Source organism: Acinetobacter sp. WCHA55 (assembly GCF_002165305.2).
Classification (GTDB): Bacteria; Pseudomonadota; Gammaproteobacteria; order Pseudomonadales; family Moraxellaceae; genus Acinetobacter.
The window spans coordinates 283130-304667 of record NZ_CP032285.1 but is presented as its reverse complement, the minus strand read 5'-3'; the positions used below and the strand labels follow the sequence as shown (position 1 = coordinate 304667).

Genomic DNA, 21538 nt, shown 5'->3' with positions numbered 1-21538 from the left:
ATTGATGTTTATAACATCATTTGAGGAGCAGAATATCACTTATAGGAGTTGTTCAAATTTACGGATCCATCTCTTAGCGTGATTTAAGCTCGTCAATTTGAGTTGCAACAAACTTAACAAAGCGTTTTTCTTCACTTGTGCCATAGTTTTCACTGTAGGCGTACCAATCGGCAGTTTCAACATCAAACTGTAGATCGGGGTTGTCATGGCTTGACTGTGGTTTTGCACGTTCATCAGGTGCATGATCACTCGTTTCACCATCTGAATCTTGGATAGGGAACGAAACCAAGTAGATGTTCTTTTCTTGCTGAAAGATAGAGGATAGTGATTTAGGTCTAAAAATATGACTTCCTGTAATCAGAGGTGGATCAGGAAATTTGAACAACACCTATAAGTGATATTTTGCTCCCCAAATGATGTTATAAACATCAATATATGGAGTATTTTATGGCACGTAGACCAAGAAGAAATCATTCAAATGATTTTAAAGCTAAGGTAGCACTTGCTGCGATTAAAGCAGAAAAAACACTTGCTGAATTGAGTGCTGAATTTGATGTTCATCAAAACCAAATTATCGACTGGAAAAATCAACTGATTTCAGCTTCCTCGCAAGCTTTCGATCAATCAAAAGCTCCAACAGAACCACCCATCGATCTAAAAAAACTACATGCAAAAATCGGTGAGCAGGCATTAGAAATTGATTTTTTAGAAGGTGTGTTGAAGAAACTGGGCCGCTTCAACCACAAAAGTTAATCGATGACTCACTTCAGATTTCAGTATCTAAGCAAGCTCAGCTGCTGAAAGTCTCCCGTGGTTGTTATTACTATCGCCCAAAACCTGTGAGTGCATCAGATCTGAAGCTGATGCGGTGTATGGATGAGTTACATATGCAATACCCTTTTGCAGGTAGCCGTATGATGCGTGATTTGTTGAATCGTCAAGGACATCATATAGGACGACGTCATACACGTACTTTAATGAAGAAAATGGGCATTAATGCGTTATATTGCAAACCAAATTTAAGCCAGGCTAATCAAGCTCACCGCAAATATCCATATCTGCTCAAAGGATTGGCTATTCAGCGCAGTAATCAAGTGTGGTCTACGGATATAACGTATATCCCTATGGCAAAAGGCTTTGTTTATTTATGTGCTGTGATTGATTGGCATAGCCGCAAGGTACTTGCGCATAGAGTATCGATTAGTATGGAGGTTACATTTTGCATAGAAACATTAAATGAAGCTATTGAAAAATATGGTCGACCTGAAATATTTAATACAGACCAAGGCAGTCAGTTTACCAGTGATGCATTTATTGATGTATTGAAATCAAATGGCATTCAAATCAGTATGGATGGTAAAGGTCGATGGGTTGATAATGTGATGGTTGAACGATTATGGCGGAGCGTTAAATATGAAGAGGTGTATCTCAAAGCCTACAGCAATGTTTTGGATGCGAAGAAGCAATTAAACGCATATTTTGAATTTTATAATTTGAAACGACCTCATTCGAGTCTGGACAAAATGACTCCAGATGAGTTTTACTATGACCAGCTACCACAACAAAATAAGGTAGCTTAACTAGAGCAGAGTATCACTTATAAATAAGCTTTTAGTTGTTCAAACATGTGGGACCACCTCTTTTTTGATCGATCATCGAACTCATCATCTGTATTTGTAATAATTAAACTAAAACTATGATTCTGAATTGATTTTTTAATAGAGTTGGTTGTTAGTAGCATAAGCTCACCAATTCTAAGACCATAGTTGAGCATGAGATGTATGATCAGAAAGTTTCTGAGTTGTACATTTTTAGATCTAAAAGGATTTAATTCATTGTATTTATTAGAGTTACTTGGTGAAATGACTGAATACAATCCTTTAATCATTTCCTGATTCATGCTCTTAAAATTATGATTTATCTCACTTTTAATTGTCTTATTGGCTTTTGAAAAATTATTTATAATTTTTTTCTTTATTGTCATATATTTATTCAAGTTTTCTTTAATTTTTTGAATTTCCTTCAACGTAAGTTGTGGCTGTGATTGCATGCTTAAGTATTCATTAATCAAGAAGTTGTAAAACTTTAAGAAGGATCTAACTCTATGACCAATTGTTGTGTAATTAATATGTTCTGAATTGCTTAGCCGTATAAGATTACTTTCAAGTTTTTTATTATTTTCTAAGTAAACAATGAAATTATCAATTTCACATTGAATGATCTCAAAATTATAGGATGTCGAATAGAACGACTCACAAAAGGACGTGGCAAACTTTTCAAACCAAAATTCATACCAAAATTTTATTGCGATTAAATCTGCATGCTGCGTAGAGATACTTTGAAATCTAAGAAATTTCATGGTGTACAGCATAGGGTACATACATGGACAGAATGAATCTAAATCAAATAAAAGAATAATTTGATTTTCGTTTGAGACTTTCTTTTCTAAATGAATTGTTTTTAAAGCAAACATAGTAAAGTTTATGAATTATTCTTAAGGTCAACATATCATATTTTATGATTGAAATAGAAATTAGTTAAGTTATTGAATCTTAGTTCAAGAAAGAAAAATATGAAGTTATTGTTAGGTGTATCGGAATTGTCATAATTAAAATTCTCAAAGGAGTAGAAAAGGCACTACCCCACAATTTTTTCTCTCAAAATGTCATTCACTGTCATTTTTTAGTGGCAAGTACCAGGTGCAATTCTTTTTACGGTGTATTACACCGTAGATGTTTTGAGTGAGCTTAGCTGGCACCGTAAAAGTTTTGATCGACAAAATATCCAAAGTCAACTGGACTGTTAATCCATTTGCTAAACAAAACGTGAAACAGCAAATTATTGTAGTCTATATATTTTTCATAATTGTTCACGATACCTAAGTTCAGCAAGTTTTTTTCAAACTCAATGCGTTCAATGGGTTCTGATTTCACAAATGCATGGATGGATGCTTTGATTACATGATAATTATAACTTTCTGATGGACATTGACGTTCACATGAAATAATTCCAGCTTCAATGAACAAATTAATATTACGCTGCCAAGAACGTCCGTGAATGTGGTAATTCAGGCAGTCACCAAGTTTTTGCAGATCTGACAATTTAAAGGATTTGTTTTGGCAAACTGCAAAATATGTAAAGGTAAAATAACGATATGAAATATCTTTTTTTAATATCTTAAACTTAGGATTGTCATAAAAGTTAACATTAGCATTCGTTCTATATATTTTAAGGAACAGCTCACCATACTTACTTAATCTATAATATTTAGATGAGCGACAAGTAGAACGCCCTAGATCCTCTATCATCCCCAATTGGACCCAATTTTTAATAAGACGCTGAATAGAACGAACGAGCCATTTAGACTTATAACCCTCTAATTCATCTATATAGGTGCCTTTCAGGAAGTGAACACTCAATGGTCGTGGGTGATGTTCTACAAACTGAGTGAACAGTCGATGTATAAATTTTATATCCAAAATTGTATTTAGAGCTCTCATGATAAGTACTTTAAAACCATCTTAAAACCATCTTAAAACCATCTTAAAACCATCTTAAAACCATCTTAAAACCATTTTAACAAAACCTTTTAAACCTTTTAATTTTTTTTAAATTAAATATACTTAAAACCATAATAATAGCTTAAAGGGTTTTAATTGTGCTAAAGCTAAAATGTATATCGATATTAGCAATGTCAATCATTACACAATCTATCTTTGCTGAAAATTCAGTAGTACTTGATGTTGGCCATTCACCAAAACAAGCTGGATCTACTGCAGCTAACGGCTATCCTGAATACACTTACAACCTTAGCATGGTCAATTCTATTGAATACTTTCTTAAATCGCGTCATGTCCAAGTGCTCAGATCTTCAGTGAATGAAGATAAAGTCTCACTGGTTCAACGTGCGACCAGATACCCTAATGCTAATCTTTTTATTTCGGTGCACCACGACTCAATACCTACTGAGCTGACCAAGTACAAGAATCAACTCAAAGGTTTTTCAATTTTTGTATCAAAGAAAAATCCAGAATACGGAAAAAGTTTGAAATGCGCCAATCTCATTGGCCAGAACCTAAAATCAATTGGTGAAAGCCCTTCTACTTACCATGGCATTAATATACCAGGTGAAAACAAAAAGCTTTTGACCTCAAATGGCGTATATCAATATGACAATCTAGTGGTCCTGAAGAAATCACAAAAGCCGGCGGTTTTAATTGAGATCGGCGTGATTGCCAATCCTGAAGAAGCAAATCGCTTATCTAATCAGAAAGTAATCTGGAAAATATCTGAAAATATTGCTCAGTCGATACAGCAATGTTTAAACCAATAAGGTGCATGCTGCAGTAATCAATATGCACCCCTCTAGAATTAGAATCTTATGCCGACCGTTTCACCATCATCATTGACCGCACCAGCATCATAAGTGTTATGCCATACGCCATTAATCATGACCAAGTGTGGCGCCCAAAATGACACTGTTTGAATATTATGCAAAACATCATCTGGCGTATCGAAACTAGAAGCACCTATATAGCGGAAGAACATCAAGTTTTCGCCTAGTTCTTCAATATACATTTCAGGATCAAAGTCATCCAAAAACTCTTTATCTTCACGTATCACTTCGTTTAACTCAGTTTCAACGAGTTTGAGTAAAGCGGTAGGCGTAGGTAAACCATCATAAGCCCATTCAGACTCTTTACCTTCAAGTTCCATCCCATCTTTAATATCAAATGCAGCGACATATCCAGTAAAGTAATTTTCAGCTTGCGAGAAGTTATTCGGCATGTCTTGATAGTATCTATCAAGTACGGTCTTAATCTTTGCCAAGGTTGCATCAATCGTACTTTGAATTGCACTTTCAGCACGTTCTTGAGCTGTACCTCTTTGCTTAGCTTGCCCCATGTGTACCCCCTGATTATTCACATTTTGACTAGTATTTTATTTCTAAAGCCTATTGTTTCAGCACTTTAAACCGATTCAGTATATACCAAAGGTTTGCTATTTATATTTCATATATACGATAAGTCTCAAATACTACAAATGGCTTGGTAGCTAAGTGATATAACATGTTTTTGTACTTCAGGCTTTACAATGCTTTTCTCAGATTATCTAGACCAACATGCCGTTATTCTTGCGCTATGTTTGGCAATCTGCATATCTTCAGTTGTGGTTTATACAAAGTATAGAACTCTACGCGCCGTTTATCTTACTGGTGCATCCCTATTCACTTTAACCGCCACAATATTTCTATCGATCGGATTTTATTTAACTACATTGGATGTATCTGCTTCAGATAGAAAGGAGATCCAAAGCATTACTTCTCAAGTGAGCCAAGACAAAAATATCGCTTCAGCAATTGAACTCAATCAAAGAAATAACTATGAATTATTGGTTGCAGTATCTCAAAAAGAAAAACCTTACCTACTCAGATCTAGGCAGTATTCAATATGGCCAAGTACGTGACACAGTAAATTTGACGAAATATTCTCAATACAAAACTTTGGTGAATGCTGAGTACTAATTTTTATTGTTGTTTGCGTTGTTCAAGAACGCTGATTTATGCACTACTCGTTGTTCTTCCTCATATCGTATCACTTCATGAGCCACGCAATATAGAGATATATTTCTTAGACATTGTTTCCATAAAAGTTCTGGATAGAGTTTTGTATAGGTCAGGAATGTTCTTTTCCCAAAACAACAATATTTCACCCTTCGTTTTGCATAATTTAAAATCATCGGTATTGGTGAGATCCTCTACCTGTTGAATCATCACTTCCCTTTCTTTTTCTTTGGCTTGTTTTTCTAAAACTTTTTGTTCCTTGATTTTGTCTTGTTCAGACAAAAAGTTCCTACTTTTCTCGCGTTTTTCACTGTCAGTAATGAACTTAACCAAGTGGAATAAATGTTCCATCCATTCATCCGTATGGGTTAAGCCAAGGATGCAACCATTTAGATTAAAGCCAACATTAACCAGGCCTATATCTGATGATGTTTTATTTCTGATATTCAAAATGACATCTTCATCCAGTTCATTTTCTGCAATGAATTCGTCTATATAGTGTTGGTACTCTGGAGATAGAAAACCGTCAAAGGTATATCGAACAACTTCTACCAGTAAAAAATTAACCCCGAAAAGTTCAATGTGTTTTTCAATCTCCTCAACAGGGATTTCCAACTGCATTGTAGATACGAGGCTTTCTACGTGGACCAGTGGCTTACCAATTTGCTGTAACTTTTCATAAAGCTCATTTGCATTCATGGGTTGGTTCAATCCGTTTTTTATATTTTATTCAGCACAGCCAATGTCGCATTGAGCATATCGACTGAAACCTCTAATTTTTTTGCTAAACGGGCCATGTGGCCGTCATCAAGTATTCTTAATGCCTTATGTAATGAAGTATAGTTTTTTAGCTCTGAAAACTCTTCAATTTTTTCATTGATATAGACATCATCTAAACCAGCTTCTTCAAAACACTCAATTACAGATAAGCCAACATATGAAAGTTTCTGTTTTTTAACATATGTTGATTGTTTTTGGTCTATTAAACCAAGTTTCACAGCAATTTTGTGGCTTTCACCACGCTTAGGTAGTCGATTGTTTGTGATGACCCTTGTATTGAAAAATTCTTTTTTTACTTGTTCAAAAGTCTTAGCCATTACGGGCACCATCAAAAGTTAATTATTTCGATCGTTTACGATATATCTTTAGAAGTACAAGAAGCGAATAAATTATTAATCTTGGTTCGCTCTAGCGCGTGGATGTGCATCTTTATAAGAACTAATCAACGTTTCGTGATCTACAAGAATATATACTTGTGTCGAAGATAGTGATTTATGACCTAGCATTTCCTGAACGGCGCGAATATTTTTTGTTTTGTTATACAAGTGCGATGCAAAACTATGTCTCAAAGCATGAGTACTACCAATATTTCCAGAACCATGCGCCTTTAACAGAGCTGTAATGCATGCACCTAAATGGTTTTTCGCAATATGTTTGCCAGATGGTGCAATGAATAAATATCCGCAGTCTTCTACTCCAGCTTTTGAAATCCAACGATTACGAACTAAAAGCCAAGTAGAAATAGCCTCTAGTGATTTTTTTCCTAAAAAAACAATCCGTTCATTATTTCCTTTACCCAATACCTTTAGTTGCATAGCACTGAGGTTGATATCACTTAGTTTGATGGCATGTAATTCAGAGATACGTAAACCGCCAGAATAAGCAATTTCTGCAGCTGCTAGATCTCTTAACTTTTGATTATTGTATTTCGGATTTAATGGCGTCTTGTTATCAAGTATCTCATTCAACGTATTCACGGCGATCGGGCGCGGTAAGCTTTGGTTTTTGAACTTAACCCGAATGTCAGAAAAGAAGTTTTCAGGTATATATTCCTTACGCAGACAATAGTTCAGGAAGTTTTTTAAAGCTGATAAATTTTTGTTGAGTGTTCTTGCAGAAACAATATCAACATCGATTCGATGCAACCGAAATGATGTGATGTAATCGCGGTCTAGTTCCAATAGATGTTTACCTTTAAAAAAAGGCATTTCTAACATCAAAAGTAAGCTCTTTTTGTATTCATTAATCGTCATGTCGGACTTATTTTCAAGCTTCAGGCTATCAAGCCATTCTTGAATCAATTCCTCATTCGACATGCTATGCATGGATAGATTTTCCGACATATGAATACCTAAAGCTCTTGAATAGTTTTCTCTAGCTGAACCTGTTTGTCAGCTCCACTTAATTTTATGACAATCTGCACAATATCCATATATTCTTTTACTGAGATTTTGCCATCTGCTTTCGCAGCATCCACGGTCTTACGTAAAAATGGATTGTCTGCATATTTTTGGAATAAAGGGAACGCTTTAAGGTCATTCAGCGCATCAGCATTAATTGAGTCATTTGAATGTTTAATGATGCAATTTTTCACCTGGTTTTCAGGTGTTTTGATGTAGGTCACTTCGGGCATGAGTGGCTTAATTTTTGTCACTAATTCCACTTCATTAGAAGTTAAGCAACTATACACAATTTGCGATACTGGCTCTTTTGGACCACTAACACCCCACCCTTTCGTCACTAGAAAAAACGGTATTTTAGAATACGGATACTTAAACGTATCATCAACAAGCTTATTAAATTGATGTGCAGTTGATAGGTAGCGGTCGGAAGAAAAAACATCGATATGTGACATATCATTCGGCACTTCTGAGCATCCCCCGACCATGATTACAGTGGCAATTGATAGGAGAGCTTTTTTCATAGGTTCAACCTTAATTTGATTCGTGGGAAAAGTAACTTATAACTTTTGCTTAGGCTACGGTTAATAATTGTACATAAGCAAAAAAAATAGCGGTCGAGATAGACCGCTTTATGCATTAGAAATTGAATTTTTCAGTGTTGTACGCATAGATCTTATTAATATCAATGCGTTTACCCTGCATGGTAGTGATTGCAGTTGGTTGGAATTTGATTGCAAGATCTTTAATGTCTACGTCCTTCCACTCAGGCATGGTAGACGGCAAATCAATAGTACGGCGCTCTTTGGCACGGTTAGATGGAATCCAGTGGTTTAACTTAATCATTGAATCACCCAACAATGTACCTGTTTTGCGATCGACAATGCGAATATTCCCTTCTACCGAACGAATTTTTAAACCTGAAAAGTTATCAATGCCATAGGTAAAGGTATTTTGGTTTTTGCCATAAAAACGCACGGTGAATTGGTCACGCATGTAATAGTCATAATGTGCTTTTAATGCTTGGAGCATCGTTTCACGGTCTACAACTTTTTCAACCAGGCCATTATCAGTACGGAATGACTGGAGCTTTTTAAGTACCGGCTCTACATTTAATTGTTCGTCAGATACGTTCGGATTGGTCAGCGGATTACGTTGAGGATAGAAAATATCGTTTAAGTACGCTGTATGTTGAAGCAATATATACATCGCACGTTGCTGAGTATTCATTTGCTGGTAAAGGTGAGCTGTCGCTTTATAACGCTGATTTGAATTGTTTTCAAAATAGCTATCAGACAGTTTGTATTCGCTAATCTCAGGTCTAAGACCACCAGCAACAACATTAAAGCTTTTAGATGGCGTTAAAAGTCCTACATACGCTTCCTTAAAGTTCGGTGTTGGGATAGTTTCATCCTCAAATGCGAAAGCTGTATGCGCTAATACAGTACCAAGGATACCCACCATCGCAGTTTTTAATAGTTTCATTCAGTATTCTCTATATAACTTTAAAAAGGGTTTTAAGTTTGAAACTATAATACTTTATTTTTGTGCATTTAAAAAACCACTATTTAAACTTAAAGTAAAAATAATAATATTCCTTAAACCTATTTAACGCCATTCGTTAAACTATCGCTTAATCTCATTAGTCTTTTAAAGGTCAGGTAGTTTTTTGGTAGTAGTTTAGAATTAAGCGTTAAATTTGAGCATTGATCTAAGTCAATTTGGGCATTTTGATTGATAGGAAAGAGTTGTCCTTGATATGCAAAACCAGTCAAATTTTTAGCGATCGACTCAATCAAAAATACACCGTATTTATCTTGTTCCGTTGCCACTGAATTTAAACCACCTAAGGATGTAATCAGGTTTTTAAAATATCCTGGTATTGCGTTCTTCGTGCGTAAGAATTCTATTTGATTTTCAATTGCTTCAGGTGTGAGACATAACATAAAAGCATTTTTCTTTTCTTCTGGCGTTTCAAATACCTTGCCATTGGTCCACGACAGGATATTCGGCTTGAATACATGCAGCACTTCAACCGATTTAAGAAGATCCGCTACATTTGTTTTATGTTGTTCATCTGCTTCAGACACAAACTGATTTTTGGTATATACCGCAGTAGAAAACCACTCATAATCAATTAACCGATTATCGGCATCTAATGGTTCATACAGCAAATACACGGCGCTATCACGCTTAATGGCCAACAGTGGTGATACTGCATATTGTTCTGCAAACTGAGTGATTGCATCCAAGAGCTCACTTGATATGTTGAGTTTTTTGGCATTGAATTCATCACAAATTAACAGTAATTCTTGAGTGAGTGTTGGTACCACGTTTAACGGCGAACCAGTCTTGTTCAGCATCTCGTTAATAGCATTCTCAATTGCCCCTTTTGTTAGGCTATTGATGAACTGCAGCTGCTCTAATGAGATCCCTTCATGATCCAAAGCCTGTATGACCAGATCAAAAGCATGACGAATTTTCTTCTCAAAATGGTTTGCGTACGATAATCCCCAAGCGTCAGAAAAAAATGAGACTGTTTGTTCTGTATAGCTGGTATTCATTAGGGTTTTGGCTAGTTGCGCGTTACCGATTAAGTCACTTTCATCTTCTAATTTTTTACGCAAGTACTTCTCAATACCTTGTTTGCGAACGTACTGGATCTTCTTCAGGTTTTGACTTGATAGCCAAGTCTTATATTGCGATACAGCAAATTGAATGTTCATATCGGCATATGCAGTAATACGGCAAGGCATACCATCAAAGAACGTTGGTAGAAGCACTTGTAAGAGCTCTAAATCACAAAGAGAAGAATAGATAATGCCGTCAGCCACTTCAAGGTCTGTAATCTTCACTGAGAATGAGTGAATACCGACTCGAATCAGTATTAATTTATCGGCATTTAATAGCACCGCATCATAAGAACTTTCACTGGTGATATTGTTTGCTTTAACCCATTTTTCCCAATGGTTAACGATATGGCCAGAAAGCGCTTCACGAGTATCGAAAGGTTGATCTAGATCTGCAGTTGCACTTATGAACGTATCTAAGCTAAACGCATATCGTAAAGGCTTTAGCTCGATATATGTCTCAATCGCTGTTGTATGCTGCTGAATACCATTAGTAATGCTTTGGAGCTTCAGTGCATAGTTCAAAGCCTCAAGCTGGAGCACTTCATCATCACCGATCTGCTGAAACACCGATGTAGCATATGAAAAATTAATTTGTTCGCCGTGAATATAACGTCTTTCTTGCCCAATCTGCAGATACAGATTTTTGGCATCAGATTGGACTAAATCTAGGTAATTTTGTGGCTGAAGATCCTGAGCAAGTTGCGTAAAAGGTATTTTAATTTTTGATACTTTAGGTGCTTTTTTGAACCCTTCAATTGATGTCGGGAATTCAATAACATCTAAAAAAAAATCTAGGTTTAAAGTTTTAACATCTATGATCAAATGGTTTTTATAAAAACGTCCAATTAGGTTATTAAAAAAACAAACTTGGGTTTTATGGTTTAGCATAAATATACCTTTATGAATCTTAAAGATCATCTTATAATACTAGTATAAGTTTTAATACTATTTATCATGTGGTATTTTTAAACAAAGATAAAACTTTTAGTGAGTTGTTTCATGACAGAATCAGTTGTACCAAATAATAGCGCTTCAGAGAACGCACAAATACCAGGTACGATCGGAACATCAGCCGTTGCAGAACACAAGGGCGATAGTTTTAACGGCACAAGCATCATCACGATTGGTCGAGTTGACTTAAGTAGTGCTATTGAGCCTCTATTTGTACCAGTATCAACATTGTGGTCCATCACACCGGGTAATTATCCTTTAAGCGCAGAAAATATTAAAAACTGCACGGCAGTACGATTTGAGGGTGAAGAACTACTTACCCAAAACTTCGCATTAGGCTCAATTGTGGTTTATAAAATCAATGGTGTTTTAGGGAACCATGTAATTGTAGTCAGTGAGGATCGTGACGGCGGTAACGATAACCGTGCGATTTACTGCAATAGCTTCAATACAACATGTAATATCTTGTCTCAGTACGGTATTGCCTTCGCTGAGCTATATCGCCGTAAAGTATTAGAGCTTGATCAAGTCCTCTATACCAACCTCAATAGATCTCTTTTACAATCTCACTATGCAGAAAATGAAACTGACGTTATTGATTTAGAGTGGAATACAAAGCACCACCCTACTCTATACGTTCATGCGTCAAACTTAGTTGCATCTGAAGAGCACGGTTTTGTGAAATATGATGGTCGTATGGCTGGTATTGGTACCTTTTCTACAAAATGTCTAACTGCAGACCGTAACGGCAACTTAATTAAACCAGAGCTGGCCTTCCTTAATAACATTATTGAAATTAATGTTACTGAAAAAGATGCGTTAGAGTTCTTGAATTGCTCTATTACGAATAACCACTACTTTTCGCGTATGGTTGATCAACTCAAAAGTACTGGTCGTAAAGAATATGACTTCATCACGAACAACATTGATTTCTTCGCCGTACATGTGAAGCTTAACCTTGAAGAAGATCGTCCTAAAATTACGCGAATGGTTTTAGCACCAGATTTACCAATTCTGGAAAACTATTTGTATAAGCAATACGATCCAACCTACCTTGGTGAAGCCGTTGACGACTTAATTCAGTAATACAGATCTATGAAATCTAAAAGCCTACAATGTAGGCTTTTTTAATGCAAAAAGAAAAAGGTTTAATAATTACGGAATCCCAACCTGAATAACATCTATCTAGATGATATTTTTAGCGACCAAAGAACAAACCAAATAAGTAAAAAATCCCTCCAACTTTCATACCATTTGCAATATGAAAAGCAAAAGCTAAACAGATGATGACCGTTCCATAGAAAAATAGGTACGGTGCTAAAACACCTTTGAATTTCTTTTCCATTTGATCATGTAATGTGTATTTGATCGGAGCGGAACTTTGATCACGACTATTATCACTTGGAGTATCACGATCATCTGACTGAATAAGATTACGCACTCTAGGAGCAACACCCTGATCCCAAGAATATTCTTTAAGTTTTAACTTGTTTACTAGGTATAAAATATCATCACTAGCAAGACTAATCCCCTTGGTATGGAGCCTAGACAAAGTATCCACTGAATTAGCAATATCGGTAACATAAAACCACTTTCTTACCGAATGAGACAAATCCATTTGCGTACTAGATAACTCATTCAGGATGATGCAACCACTAATAAAACCTAAGTTTTGGTCGGTAAACAATTCAGCACTTTTGAACCACTCTAAAACAGCAAATCTGTTCTTCCGAATCTGAACAAATGGATTAATCTGAGAACCACCCTGAACCTCAAGCTCACCATTAATCAGCCATTCCCCATTTTCCGACCCAACTAGATTGCCGGAATAGTTTTTTAGGTCAATAACAACGATTGCTTCCTTGGTGAAAGCAATAACATCAATTTCCTGACCTGACCACATTGTGTTATAGAACAAATAAATCCAATCTTCACTATTACCCCAATGAAGCTTCAATTGGGTTAATAAGTCATCAAACATTTTTTGTTCATTTTTCAGGTGGCTAATATCACCATAATACGCATGAATAGTCATTATTAATCCTCATCCGTATAAAACAAAACTTCACCGCATTTAGCACAAGAGTTGCGAATTTTGTAAGTATTGTTTTTTAAGGCATATCTGCGAATTGATGTACTTTCGCAAAAACAACATTTCACGATATTTGTAGTCACAACACATTGAGGGTATTCAGTCTTATACCATTCAAGTGTTTGCGTGTTACGAACAAAGCGCTGTCTCTGCCACCCAATTTGCCCAATTGTTCCGTGGTAATGGAAATACAATCCTGCTAGAGAGAAAGCACCACCCCAAACCAAAAAGAACAAACCAGAATTACCACCCATCAACACGTAGTTATAAATTAACGCTGTGAAACCCACCGTCATAAAAAGACCAGTGAATATACTTGAAAAAATCACCTTTTCATTCCACCTAAAGTTAAAAAAATACTGCTTTCAATTAATTTCTAATAACAAATCCGAAATAATCACATCAACCCAATGCTTCTAATTTTCGAGCAATATATTGGTTGATTAAAAGTCAAGTTCCGAAATTTATGGTTTGAGCAATTTCATGATCCAACTATTGCTGATGCTGTAATGGACCCCCAAAATAATGAATAAAGCACCCATAGAAGCTGTATTGACGCCAAATAGCGCTGCAACATACATCACCAGCTTAATAAAAACACCCTATACCATGAGGAAACATAAAAAGGCGAATACATATAGGAACAGGTAAAAAATAACTTTAAAAAATAATATAGTTTGTTCCTAAATATTCCTTACCTGTTTAGTGATTAAGGCGCTTTAAAATTCAATTGGATTTTATAAGTGTTCAAGACATCTGCTATAACAGTACCTTCAGGGATCTCAATCTTATCCCCTACTTTGTATGTGTTCACAAATTGCCAAAACACCGCTTTTTCTTGTGGATCTAAACGAGAAAGGATGTATAGATAAACAGCTTCAAGCTGTTGTTGGCTTGCATAGCTATCTACTGATACTACTGGCGTAGTTGCGAAGTTATAGTTCAATTCATCAAGAAGAGCTTCATATACAGTCGTACTTGCATACTTGCTGTATTTACCCTTGTTTTCTGGAACCGTATAGCCGTGGTTGTAATTGATCATACGAGCAACGTAACTAGCCAATAGTTCCGAGTTTTTAGGGTTTTGCTGTAAATAGTCTTCCAGCTTGGATTTATCAGCTTCGTGCGCCGTTAAAACCACTTCCCCGTTATTAATAACATTCAAGTTAAGTTTAATGCTCTTAATTTTACGAGGCGGTTGTTCAAATTCCGCACCGTTAAAGCGATGTTTAACGTTGATATAGTATTGTTCAATTGCATTAGCTTTAACTAAGGGAATTGGTGAAGATGATACAATTGGAGTTTGAGTGACTTTAACGGTTGTGTTGTTGGCATAGATGTGTGCTGATAGCGAGATTGTACCAATCAGTAAAGCTAAAGTACGTTTATTAAATACCATTTTAAACTTTTCCAGTGAAATAGTCGGTGTTATTTGTGAGAACCAGTTTTACTTTTAAAACTGGTTCTAAGCTGTCTTTACAAGATTATACTATTTTTAACATTGCATCACTAATAGTCCTTAAACATTTTTAGTTAATTCGTATCAATCACCGTTAAAACTATCTAATATGTTTAAGAAGTTTAAGCACCCTTTAAAATTTGTTATGTATTAGGTTTATGGAAACGATTTTAAATTCCTTATTGTTAAAATTCTTAATTTATTCATTATTGTTTTATATAGTGTTTAAGTTCATTTTTGCTTTATGTGGCGTATTTCGCAAACCTAAAACTAAAGCCAAAAAGAATTCACCAAAAGGCTATCGTAAGCCTCAAAAGAATCAGGAGCTTGTATCTAAAAAAGTCCTTACAAAAGACGAGATTATAATGCTTGATGCACTAGAACAGGTCATTCCATCACGCAACATTTTGGTGCAAGTAAGCATGAGTGCTTTTATGACCACGCAAAACATAAGTATCCGAAATCAGTTTTCTAGGCTTTACGTGGATTATTTGATCGTTGATGAAGACTACAATCCTATATTATCTATTGAGCTTGATGGGCATTATCATAAATATACCCAGGATAAAGATAAAAGGCGTGACGAGCTTTTGAAGAGTGCTGGCATTCCTGTCATTAGGTTTAAGGAAATTCCCGACATAAAAGTTATAAGAAAAACCATTTCAAGGTATATTTAGGTATAAATACGATTAACTCTAATTGATTTTAATAATGTAATTGTGTAAAAATGGTTTTGTCGTAAGAGATATTTTGAATTAATTTTCAAATATATTTCTAAAGGTTTAATCATGAACAACTTAACTCGCAATACTGGAACTAATGACATGTTAAATGTATCAAAACCAGAAAATGTTGCTCAAATGTCACCTGTTGAACTTCAGACTTATATTGAAGAACTTCAACAACAACTAGTCGTTAAAGAAAACCAAGCTTTTCACGATGCTGTTAGTGCCATTAATGCAATCATTTCAGAAAAAATTACTGCCGATGGTGTTGTGGACATCCATACACTTAGCGAATATCTAAAAAACAACCACATTGAAACCACAAAAGTTGAGCCTGTAAGACGTCAAAAACGTAAGCTTACGCATGAATGGGTTCACCGTGAGAACAACAGCTTACGTTGGGCTGGTCGCGGTCAAGTAATCAAATGGTTACGTGAAGAAATGACTGAAAAGGGTTTTGATCCTACAGATAAAGAAGCAGTACGTAGTTATTGCGAACAAAATCTAGACCTTAAAGAGATTTAATCTTTAAAACTAGTGAAACCACCGTAAAAGGTGGTTTTTTTTTGCCACTATATAGTGTCCTTAAGCGATACCCTAGTCTATTAGCTTTCAGCCCATAACAAGAAAATTTGCAATTGGTATATACTTAAACCGTTTTTATAAAGGTCACGTTATACAACGGACTAGTTTTAGTTAAATTTTGGTATATACATTATAAGTATATGTGACTATACCTTTGCTTATGTTTCGCTGGAGGCGATTAAATGTCATTCAAAACTCTATTATTAACTGGCTTATTATCTGTAGGTTTGGTTTTAGTTGGTTGTAGTAAAAAAGAAGAATCAACATCTCAATCAAAACCTATTCAACCAGATGAACAAATTGACAAAGTAGATCCATCTGCAGACTTACAAGCAGCGCGTGAAACTTATGTCGATAATGAAAAACCTTCAAAAGTTGAGGGCCACGATTTTGATGCACATCAAAAAACTGCAGAACAAAATCCACCAAAAGAGGACGAGCAAAATGATATGTCTTCTATGCTGAACGCTGCAGCTGCAGATGCTCAAAAACAAGCAGATCAAAACAAATAACAGCACATAAGCTTGGTACATCTAGAGATGGATCCGTAAATTTGAACAACTCCTATAAGTGATATTCTGCTCCTCAAATGATGTTATAAACATCAATATATGGAGTATTTTATGGCACGTAGACCAAGAAGAAATCATTCAAATGATTTTAAAGCTAAGGTAGCACTTGCTGCGATTAAAGCAGAAAAAACACTTGCTGAATTGAGTGCTGAGTTTGATGTTCATCAAAACCAAATTATTGACTGGAAAAATCAATTGATCTCAGCTTCCTCGCAAGCTTTCGATCAATCAAAAGCTCCAACAGAACCACCCATCGATCTAAAAAAACTACATGCAAAAATCGGTGAGCAGGCATTAGAAATTGATTTTTTAGAAGGTGTGTTGAAGAAACTGGGCCGCTTCAACCACAAAAGTTAATCGACGACTCACTTCAGATTTCAGTATCTAAGCAAGCTAAGCTGCTGAAAGTCTCCCGTGGTTGTTATTACTATCGCCCAAAACCTGTGAGTGCATCAGATCTGAAGCTGATGCGATGTATTGATGAATTACATATGCAATATCCTTTTGCAGGCAGTCGTATGATGCGTGATTTGTTGAATCGTCAAGGACATCATATAGGACGACGTCATACACGTACTTTAATGAAGAAAATGGGTATTCAGGCGTTATATTGCAAACCAAATTTAAGCCAGGCTAATCAAGCTCACCGTAAATATCCATATCTGCTCAAAGGGTTGGCTATTCAGCGCAGTAATCAAGTGTGGTCTACGGATATAACGTATATCCCTATGGCAAAAGGCTTTGTTTATTTATGTGCTGTGATTGATTGGCATAGCCGCAAGGTACTTGCGCATAGGGTATCGATTAGTATGGAGGTGGATTTTTGTATTTCGGTTTTAAATGAAGCGATTGAAAAATATGGATCACCTGAAATATTGAATACAGACCAAGGCAGTCAGTTCACCAGTGATGCATTTATTGATGTATTGAAATCAAATGGCATTCAAATCAGTATGGATGGTAAACTTGCGCAGTATACTGCTCATAGGTAGATAATGTGATGGTTGAACGATTATGGCGGAGCGTTAAATATGAAGAGGTGTATCTCAAAGCTTATAGCAGTGTCACAGATGCGAAAAAGCAATTAAGTGCATATTTTGAGTTTTATAATTTGAAACGACCTCATTCGAGTCTAGACATGAGAAGCACTGCTTCGCAAGGCTAAATGAGTTTTACTATGATCAGCTACCTCAACAAAACAAGGTGGCTTAACTAGAGCGGAATATCACTTATAAATACGCTTTTAGTTGTTCAAACAAGTGGGACCACCTCTTCTTTAAAGGGGATTCGTTATCCCCTTTTTTAATGCGCCTTTAAAATACTTTTTAAATTCCCTTATTAAAACTTAACTAAAACAGTGATTCATTTTAACTAAAAAAACTTTATACCCCACGACTTAGTTATAATTAACCAATTAAAACGTAATTAGATAAATGCGTTAAGGAGTATTAAAAATGGCATATGAATATAACTCGCAAGATAAGCGGTTTGAATTCCCTAATCCCTACCGAATAGAAAACATTTTTAAAGTGATCGGTGCCATCGTTTTTATGCTGGCTGGCCTAAGCTTAATTTTCAGTGCAAAAGGTCTATTCAGTAACGGTGTATTTGTTGCACTACCACCGCTTATAGTTGGTCTAGCAATGTTCAGTTATGGCGCTCTACTGCTGACCACAGGCTTATCAAACCTAAAGTTCTACTTTGGTCGTGATCAACCAGCCGGACTTGCACAGGAGTTATCCATTCAAGAAACTGGTGCTTATCCTGGTGCAACCGATATTAAAGAGATCCTACGCCAAAGCGCTTTGATTTATGAAGAACCAAAAGGCTCAGTGAACGGGATTCTATATTCACTGTTCCCTAATCTTATTTTTTCGCCATTATTCATCCGTAACGCTGCAGAAGCTCAATTTCAAAATGCGATTGTTTTTCTGATTACCTTAGTGAGTGCTCTAATCGCGTATGTGGGCGCATCACCCAATACAGGTGCTTGGCTTGGGATTGTTTACAACGCCATTATTTTGATTGTTTTATTGCGTCCTATGGCTAATCCGAACACAGGTGCACAAGAAATTGGTTTATCTAAGGTCATTGGTTTGGTTTTAGTTGCCATTCTTGGACCTGTATTGGTACCTATCCTTACCCAACATGCAGTTGCGCCTATTTGGTTGCCAAGCATGGATAAAGCCATTTTTACGTTAATTGCAGCGCTGATTGCGATTGCGATATTCTTCTTGGCCGTGGTTGCTCAAATGGTAAAACAGCCACCACAAGCCAGTGCTGGAGTCGTTCAGGATAGTTTGAGTATGAATTGCCAACCAATGCAATTGTTTGATGAACTTGAACGCCATCTACAAAAGAATTGGGAAAGTGCTATTCCTAACAGAATCTATTCACGCCAGTTGCCAGTTATCAACTCTAGCAGTAAAAACGGTGCTTTTGAGGGTGAGATCTTAGAAGAAACTCAACCAGTGCCAATCAATACCCTTCGTGATATGACATTGAGCTCATGCTTCAAAGAAGAAAAGTATCGCTGGTTAGCCATCCTCAATAGTTTTGGATTGTTAAGTTTTATTGCTTCAGTCGTTTTAATGACTATTTTTGCCAAAGGTCTATATAACGGAAGCTATCTGGATTTTAGCGACTTCACTTATGGTTTCTTTGGTGTATCGATGTGGATCTTAGGGAAGTTTTGTTTTGAGCACGGTAATTACCTATGGAGCCGTTTTGACTTTGTATCAAAACTAATATGGGTTGAGGCTAAAGGTAGCTATCAATTGTCTCAAATAAACTTTGGCCGTTACCTTGACGACAGCGTGAAATCACAAAAAGAAGTCATCAATGTTGAAACCATGACGTTACGTGTCTGGTACGCTGAAATTAGCACAACGACCTTCGGTAAATATCAAAACCGTGCGATCTTGAGCATGACTGCTTGTACTGATGATGCTGTTGTACTGAAAGAGCATTTAGCCGACTTTGCCAAAAGCCAAAGCATTGTGGTTGCCCCAACGTCTGAAGCAGATATTAACCGCATGTCATCTATGAACCAGATGAATAGCGCAATCAATAAAAGCTCACCAAGAACACATGGTACACATCTTGGATTGATGAATAACCCTGAAACACACGGTCAGGATCTATCAGATCAAGTACCCGTGATCATCAAACCGAAAAAGAATATGTTTTGTGTGAAATGTGGTGAACCACTTCAGGACAATATGCTGTTTTGCCCTCAGTGTGGTACCAAAAAAGAAAGTTAATCGTTAAAAAAATAAAGGAGTGGATTACGAATGTGGTCCACTTTTTTTTGACATCAAAAAAATAATTAGACTTCTAAAATTAAGAGTTTAATTGAGCATTGACATATTCTTCGACAGAAAATCCCTTTACGCCAGTTTCTATAAGTGCATGCACAAAGTCTGAGAACGTCACTGGAATGTACCCTACTTTGAATAGTGCCTCATTCAACTCTTTGTACTTCAGAAAAACTTCTTCTTTATGTTTTTTCTTCAGCTTAAACGTGGACGGCAAATCTGCCACTTGCAGATCTTGAATTTTGGTTGGGTTGTTCATAGCGTACCCGGTTGCTTAAAAGTTGCGAATTTAAACTATTGTAATGTGAAAATTAAAAAATGCAGAATAAATCTGCATTTTATTGTTTCATTTTTTTAAGATCTATTTGATAAACAGATGCTTAAATTAGTATTCTCAACCAAAAGCCAATTAATAGCGGATTAACCAAAATCAATCCGTTTCTTATTAGTATGTTTAATGTGTTGCTACTGGCGTACCAAATGCATCAGGATGTTGTGGTTGTTCACCACCACTTTGTTGAGCTTGACCAGGTTGACCAGCTGGAGCAGTTGTCTTACGTGCAGCTAAGTCCTTCATGATGTCTTGACAAGACATGCCCCCTGTTTCGTATAAGTTGTACGCAACAGGATCTTTTTTAGGATCTGGCGGTACACACTCCAATTCAGGTTCACTAGCAGTTGCAGAATCGGCATTCATTTTGTCCAGTTCGGTAGTAATCAATGTCAGATCGATGTCACTTGGCGTAATTGGACGACTGCTGATCTGCAAGCGATAAGTCATAGACGGCGTTAGTAGCGCATATAGTTCGCGGATCTGATTGGCCATAAGCGCAGGATTTTTCATTACGATTTTTTGGCATAAGAAAAGGTGCACGTTGTTCGGGCTACAAACACTTCCTTTACGCTGACTTGTTTGTGGGTTTTGGGCATCCACTTTCAAGGGGTAGACTTCAATGTAAACTTCATACGGCGTATCTGGCTGAAATTGGAAGTTCTGCAAACTAGAAACGACAGTTGAATACGGTTCTGACGTATCTTGTGCATGACAGAATACTTGTGGTGCGTTACAGTCAAAGTTACGACTAATACGGTCGATAATTTTATTGCGCTGAGCAGCCAATTTCATACTTTCTTCTTTTACTCGTCTTGCAACTTCACTCTGCAGTCGAGCTTCAAGTTCAACATCGCTTTGTTGTGGACGTTCAACTTCGATGTTTTGATTGCCAAAAATAACCACAGCAAATAACAAAAAGAAAAGAACACCACCGCCAATCAAGATTAGCTTTTTATGCTTAGCAAAAAAGTTTTCATCAATGTTTACTTTTTTGCCCTTCTTTGCTGTCTTGGCTGGCTGTTCAGGCTCACTTACATGTTCATCATCGGGTTGGATTTTGATCGCTTCTTCAGCTTCCTTCCCGATGTTGTCCATATCATCTGGTTCGTGATTACTCATTTATTCAC

General features: G+C 36.3%; 22 protein-coding genes and 2 pseudogenes. 9 read left to right on the top strand and 15 right to left on the bottom strand.

The window, feature by feature from the left end:
- Positions 1-73: 73 nt before the first annotated feature.
- On the bottom strand, positions 74-388 hold the full coding sequence (locus CDG62_RS02505; RefSeq protein WP_228254379.1) for a hypothetical protein: 315 nt from the start codon (positions 386-388) through the stop codon (positions 74-76).
- A 59-nt stretch (positions 389-447) separates the two neighbouring features.
- On the opposite strand from CDG62_RS02505, the gene CDG62_RS02500 reads away from it, so the two are divergent.
- A protein-coding gene (locus tag CDG62_RS02500) for an IS3 family transposase (RefSeq protein ID WP_223235881.1) occupies positions 448-1580 on the top strand; the annotation gives its coding sequence in 2 pieces (ribosomal slippage) (positions 448-700 and positions 700-1580; 1134 coding nt in all).
- Between the two features lie 59 nt (positions 1581-1639).
- Here CDG62_RS02500 and CDG62_RS19765 read toward each other — a convergent pair.
- Positions 1640-2473, bottom strand: a pseudogene (locus CDG62_RS19765) (site-specific integrase); the annotation flags it as partial.
- A gap of 274 nt (positions 2474-2747) precedes the next feature.
- Positions 2748-3500: a hypothetical protein gene (locus CDG62_RS02490; RefSeq protein WP_005006271.1), complete on the bottom strand. Its 753-nt coding sequence runs from the start codon at positions 3498-3500 to the stop codon at positions 2748-2750.
- A gap of 191 nt (positions 3501-3691) precedes the next feature.
- On the opposite strand from CDG62_RS02490, the gene CDG62_RS02485 reads away from it, so the two are divergent.
- Positions 3692-4333, top strand: a complete 642-nt coding sequence (locus CDG62_RS02485; RefSeq protein WP_005028445.1) for an N-acetylmuramoyl-L-alanine amidase family protein — start codon at positions 3692-3694, stop codon at positions 4331-4333.
- 38 nt (positions 4334-4371) lie between these two features.
- Here the strand turns inward: CDG62_RS02485 and CDG62_RS02480 are convergent, their stop codons facing one another.
- Positions 4372-4905 (bottom strand): hypothetical protein, encoded by a 534-nt coding sequence (locus CDG62_RS02480; RefSeq protein WP_005006266.1) that lies wholly within the window; start codon positions 4903-4905, stop codon positions 4372-4374.
- Between the two features lie 478 nt (positions 4906-5383).
- On the opposite strand from CDG62_RS02480, the gene CDG62_RS19560 reads away from it, so the two are divergent.
- Positions 5384-5524, top strand: a complete 141-nt coding sequence (locus CDG62_RS19560) for a hypothetical protein (RefSeq protein ID WP_228254377.1) — start codon at positions 5384-5386, stop codon at positions 5522-5524.
- Between the two features lie 75 nt (positions 5525-5599).
- Here the strand turns inward: CDG62_RS19560 and CDG62_RS19555 are convergent, their stop codons facing one another.
- The 6 genes from CDG62_RS19555 to CDG62_RS19550 all read right to left on the bottom strand — a co-directional run bounded on the left by CDG62_RS19555 (position 5600) and on the right by CDG62_RS19550 (position 11264).
- Positions 5600-6262 (bottom strand): hypothetical protein, encoded by a 663-nt coding sequence (locus CDG62_RS19555; RefSeq protein WP_227553516.1) that lies wholly within the window; start codon positions 6260-6262, stop codon positions 5600-5602.
- Between the two features lie 20 nt (positions 6263-6282).
- Positions 6283-6660, bottom strand: coding sequence for a hypothetical protein (locus CDG62_RS02465; protein WP_005006227.1), 378 nt, complete (start codon positions 6658-6660; stop codon positions 6283-6285).
- Between the two features lie 75 nt (positions 6661-6735).
- The gene (locus CDG62_RS02460; protein WP_227541429.1) at positions 6736-7686 is read right to left on the bottom strand and encodes a tyrosine-type recombinase/integrase; all 951 of its coding nucleotides are present in this window, start codon (positions 7684-7686) and stop codon (positions 6736-6738) included.
- Between the two features lie 8 nt (positions 7687-7694).
- Positions 7695-8267 carry a hypothetical protein gene (locus CDG62_RS02455; RefSeq protein ID WP_087528854.1) on the bottom strand — a complete coding sequence of 191 codons (573 nt, stop codon included), beginning with the start codon at positions 8265-8267 and terminating at the stop codon, positions 7695-7697.
- Between the two features lie 115 nt (positions 8268-8382).
- Positions 8383-9228, bottom strand: coding sequence for a hypothetical protein (locus tag CDG62_RS02450; protein WP_042893442.1), 846 nt, complete (start codon positions 9226-9228; stop codon positions 8383-8385).
- Positions 9229-9347: 119 nt separating this feature from the next.
- On the bottom strand, positions 9348-11264 hold the full coding sequence (locus tag CDG62_RS19550; protein ID WP_228254376.1) for a hypothetical protein: 1917 nt from the start codon (positions 11262-11264) through the stop codon (positions 9348-9350).
- Positions 11265-11375: 111 nt separating this feature from the next.
- Between CDG62_RS19550 and CDG62_RS02440 the strand changes: the two genes are divergently transcribed.
- Positions 11376-12413, top strand: coding sequence for a hypothetical protein (locus tag CDG62_RS02440; protein WP_042893444.1), 1038 nt, complete (start codon positions 11376-11378; stop codon positions 12411-12413).
- A gap of 112 nt (positions 12414-12525) precedes the next feature.
- Here the strand turns inward: CDG62_RS02440 and CDG62_RS02435 are convergent, their stop codons facing one another.
- From CDG62_RS02435 to CDG62_RS02425, 3 genes are all read right to left on the bottom strand, one after another.
- Positions 12526-13362 carry a nuclease-related domain-containing protein gene (locus CDG62_RS02435; protein WP_042892488.1) on the bottom strand — a complete coding sequence of 279 codons (837 nt, stop codon included), beginning with the start codon at positions 13360-13362 and terminating at the stop codon, positions 12526-12528.
- Between the two features lie 2 nt (positions 13363-13364).
- Complete coding sequence (locus tag CDG62_RS02430; RefSeq protein WP_151303332.1) at positions 13365-13715, bottom strand: hypothetical protein; 351 nt, start codon at positions 13713-13715, stop codon at positions 13365-13367.
- A gap of 413 nt (positions 13716-14128) precedes the next feature.
- Entirely contained in the window at positions 14129-14818 is a 690-nt protein-coding gene (locus CDG62_RS02425; protein ID WP_042892482.1) for a hypothetical protein, read from the bottom strand.
- A 218-nt stretch (positions 14819-15036) separates the two neighbouring features.
- Between CDG62_RS02425 and CDG62_RS02420 the strand changes: the two genes are divergently transcribed.
- The 5 genes and pseudogenes from CDG62_RS02420 (at position 15037) to CDG62_RS02400 (ending at position 20023) form a co-directional block, all read left to right on the top strand.
- Positions 15037-15555: a DUF2726 domain-containing protein gene (locus CDG62_RS02420; protein ID WP_042892478.1), complete on the top strand. Its 519-nt coding sequence runs from the start codon at positions 15037-15039 to the stop codon at positions 15553-15555.
- A gap of 111 nt (positions 15556-15666) precedes the next feature.
- The gene (locus tag CDG62_RS02415; protein WP_042892477.1) at positions 15667-16128 is read left to right on the top strand and encodes an H-NS family nucleoid-associated regulatory protein; all 462 of its coding nucleotides are present in this window, start codon (positions 15667-15669) and stop codon (positions 16126-16128) included.
- A gap of 242 nt (positions 16129-16370) precedes the next feature.
- A complete protein-coding gene (locus CDG62_RS02410; protein WP_024160894.1) occupies positions 16371-16700 on the top strand; it encodes a hypothetical protein in 330 nt (109 codons plus the stop codon).
- 99 nt (positions 16701-16799) lie between these two features.
- A pseudogene (locus CDG62_RS02405) lies at positions 16800-17972 on the top strand (IS3 family transposase).
- Positions 17973-18214: 242 nt separating this feature from the next.
- Positions 18215-20023, top strand: a complete 1809-nt coding sequence (locus CDG62_RS02400; protein WP_024160893.1) for a zinc ribbon domain-containing protein — start codon at positions 18215-18217, stop codon at positions 20021-20023.
- A 79-nt stretch (positions 20024-20102) separates the two neighbouring features.
- Here the strand turns inward: CDG62_RS02400 and CDG62_RS02395 are convergent, their stop codons facing one another.
- Together CDG62_RS02395 and CDG62_RS02390 are read right to left on the bottom strand one after the other, a co-directional pair.
- Positions 20103-20336: a hypothetical protein gene (locus CDG62_RS02395; RefSeq protein ID WP_005028471.1), complete on the bottom strand. Its 234-nt coding sequence runs from the start codon at positions 20334-20336 to the stop codon at positions 20103-20105.
- A gap of 195 nt (positions 20337-20531) precedes the next feature.
- The gene (locus CDG62_RS02390; RefSeq protein ID WP_043041428.1) at positions 20532-21530 is read right to left on the bottom strand and encodes a hypothetical protein; all 999 of its coding nucleotides are present in this window, start codon (positions 21528-21530) and stop codon (positions 20532-20534) included.
- Positions 21531-21538 lie beyond the last annotated feature (8 nt).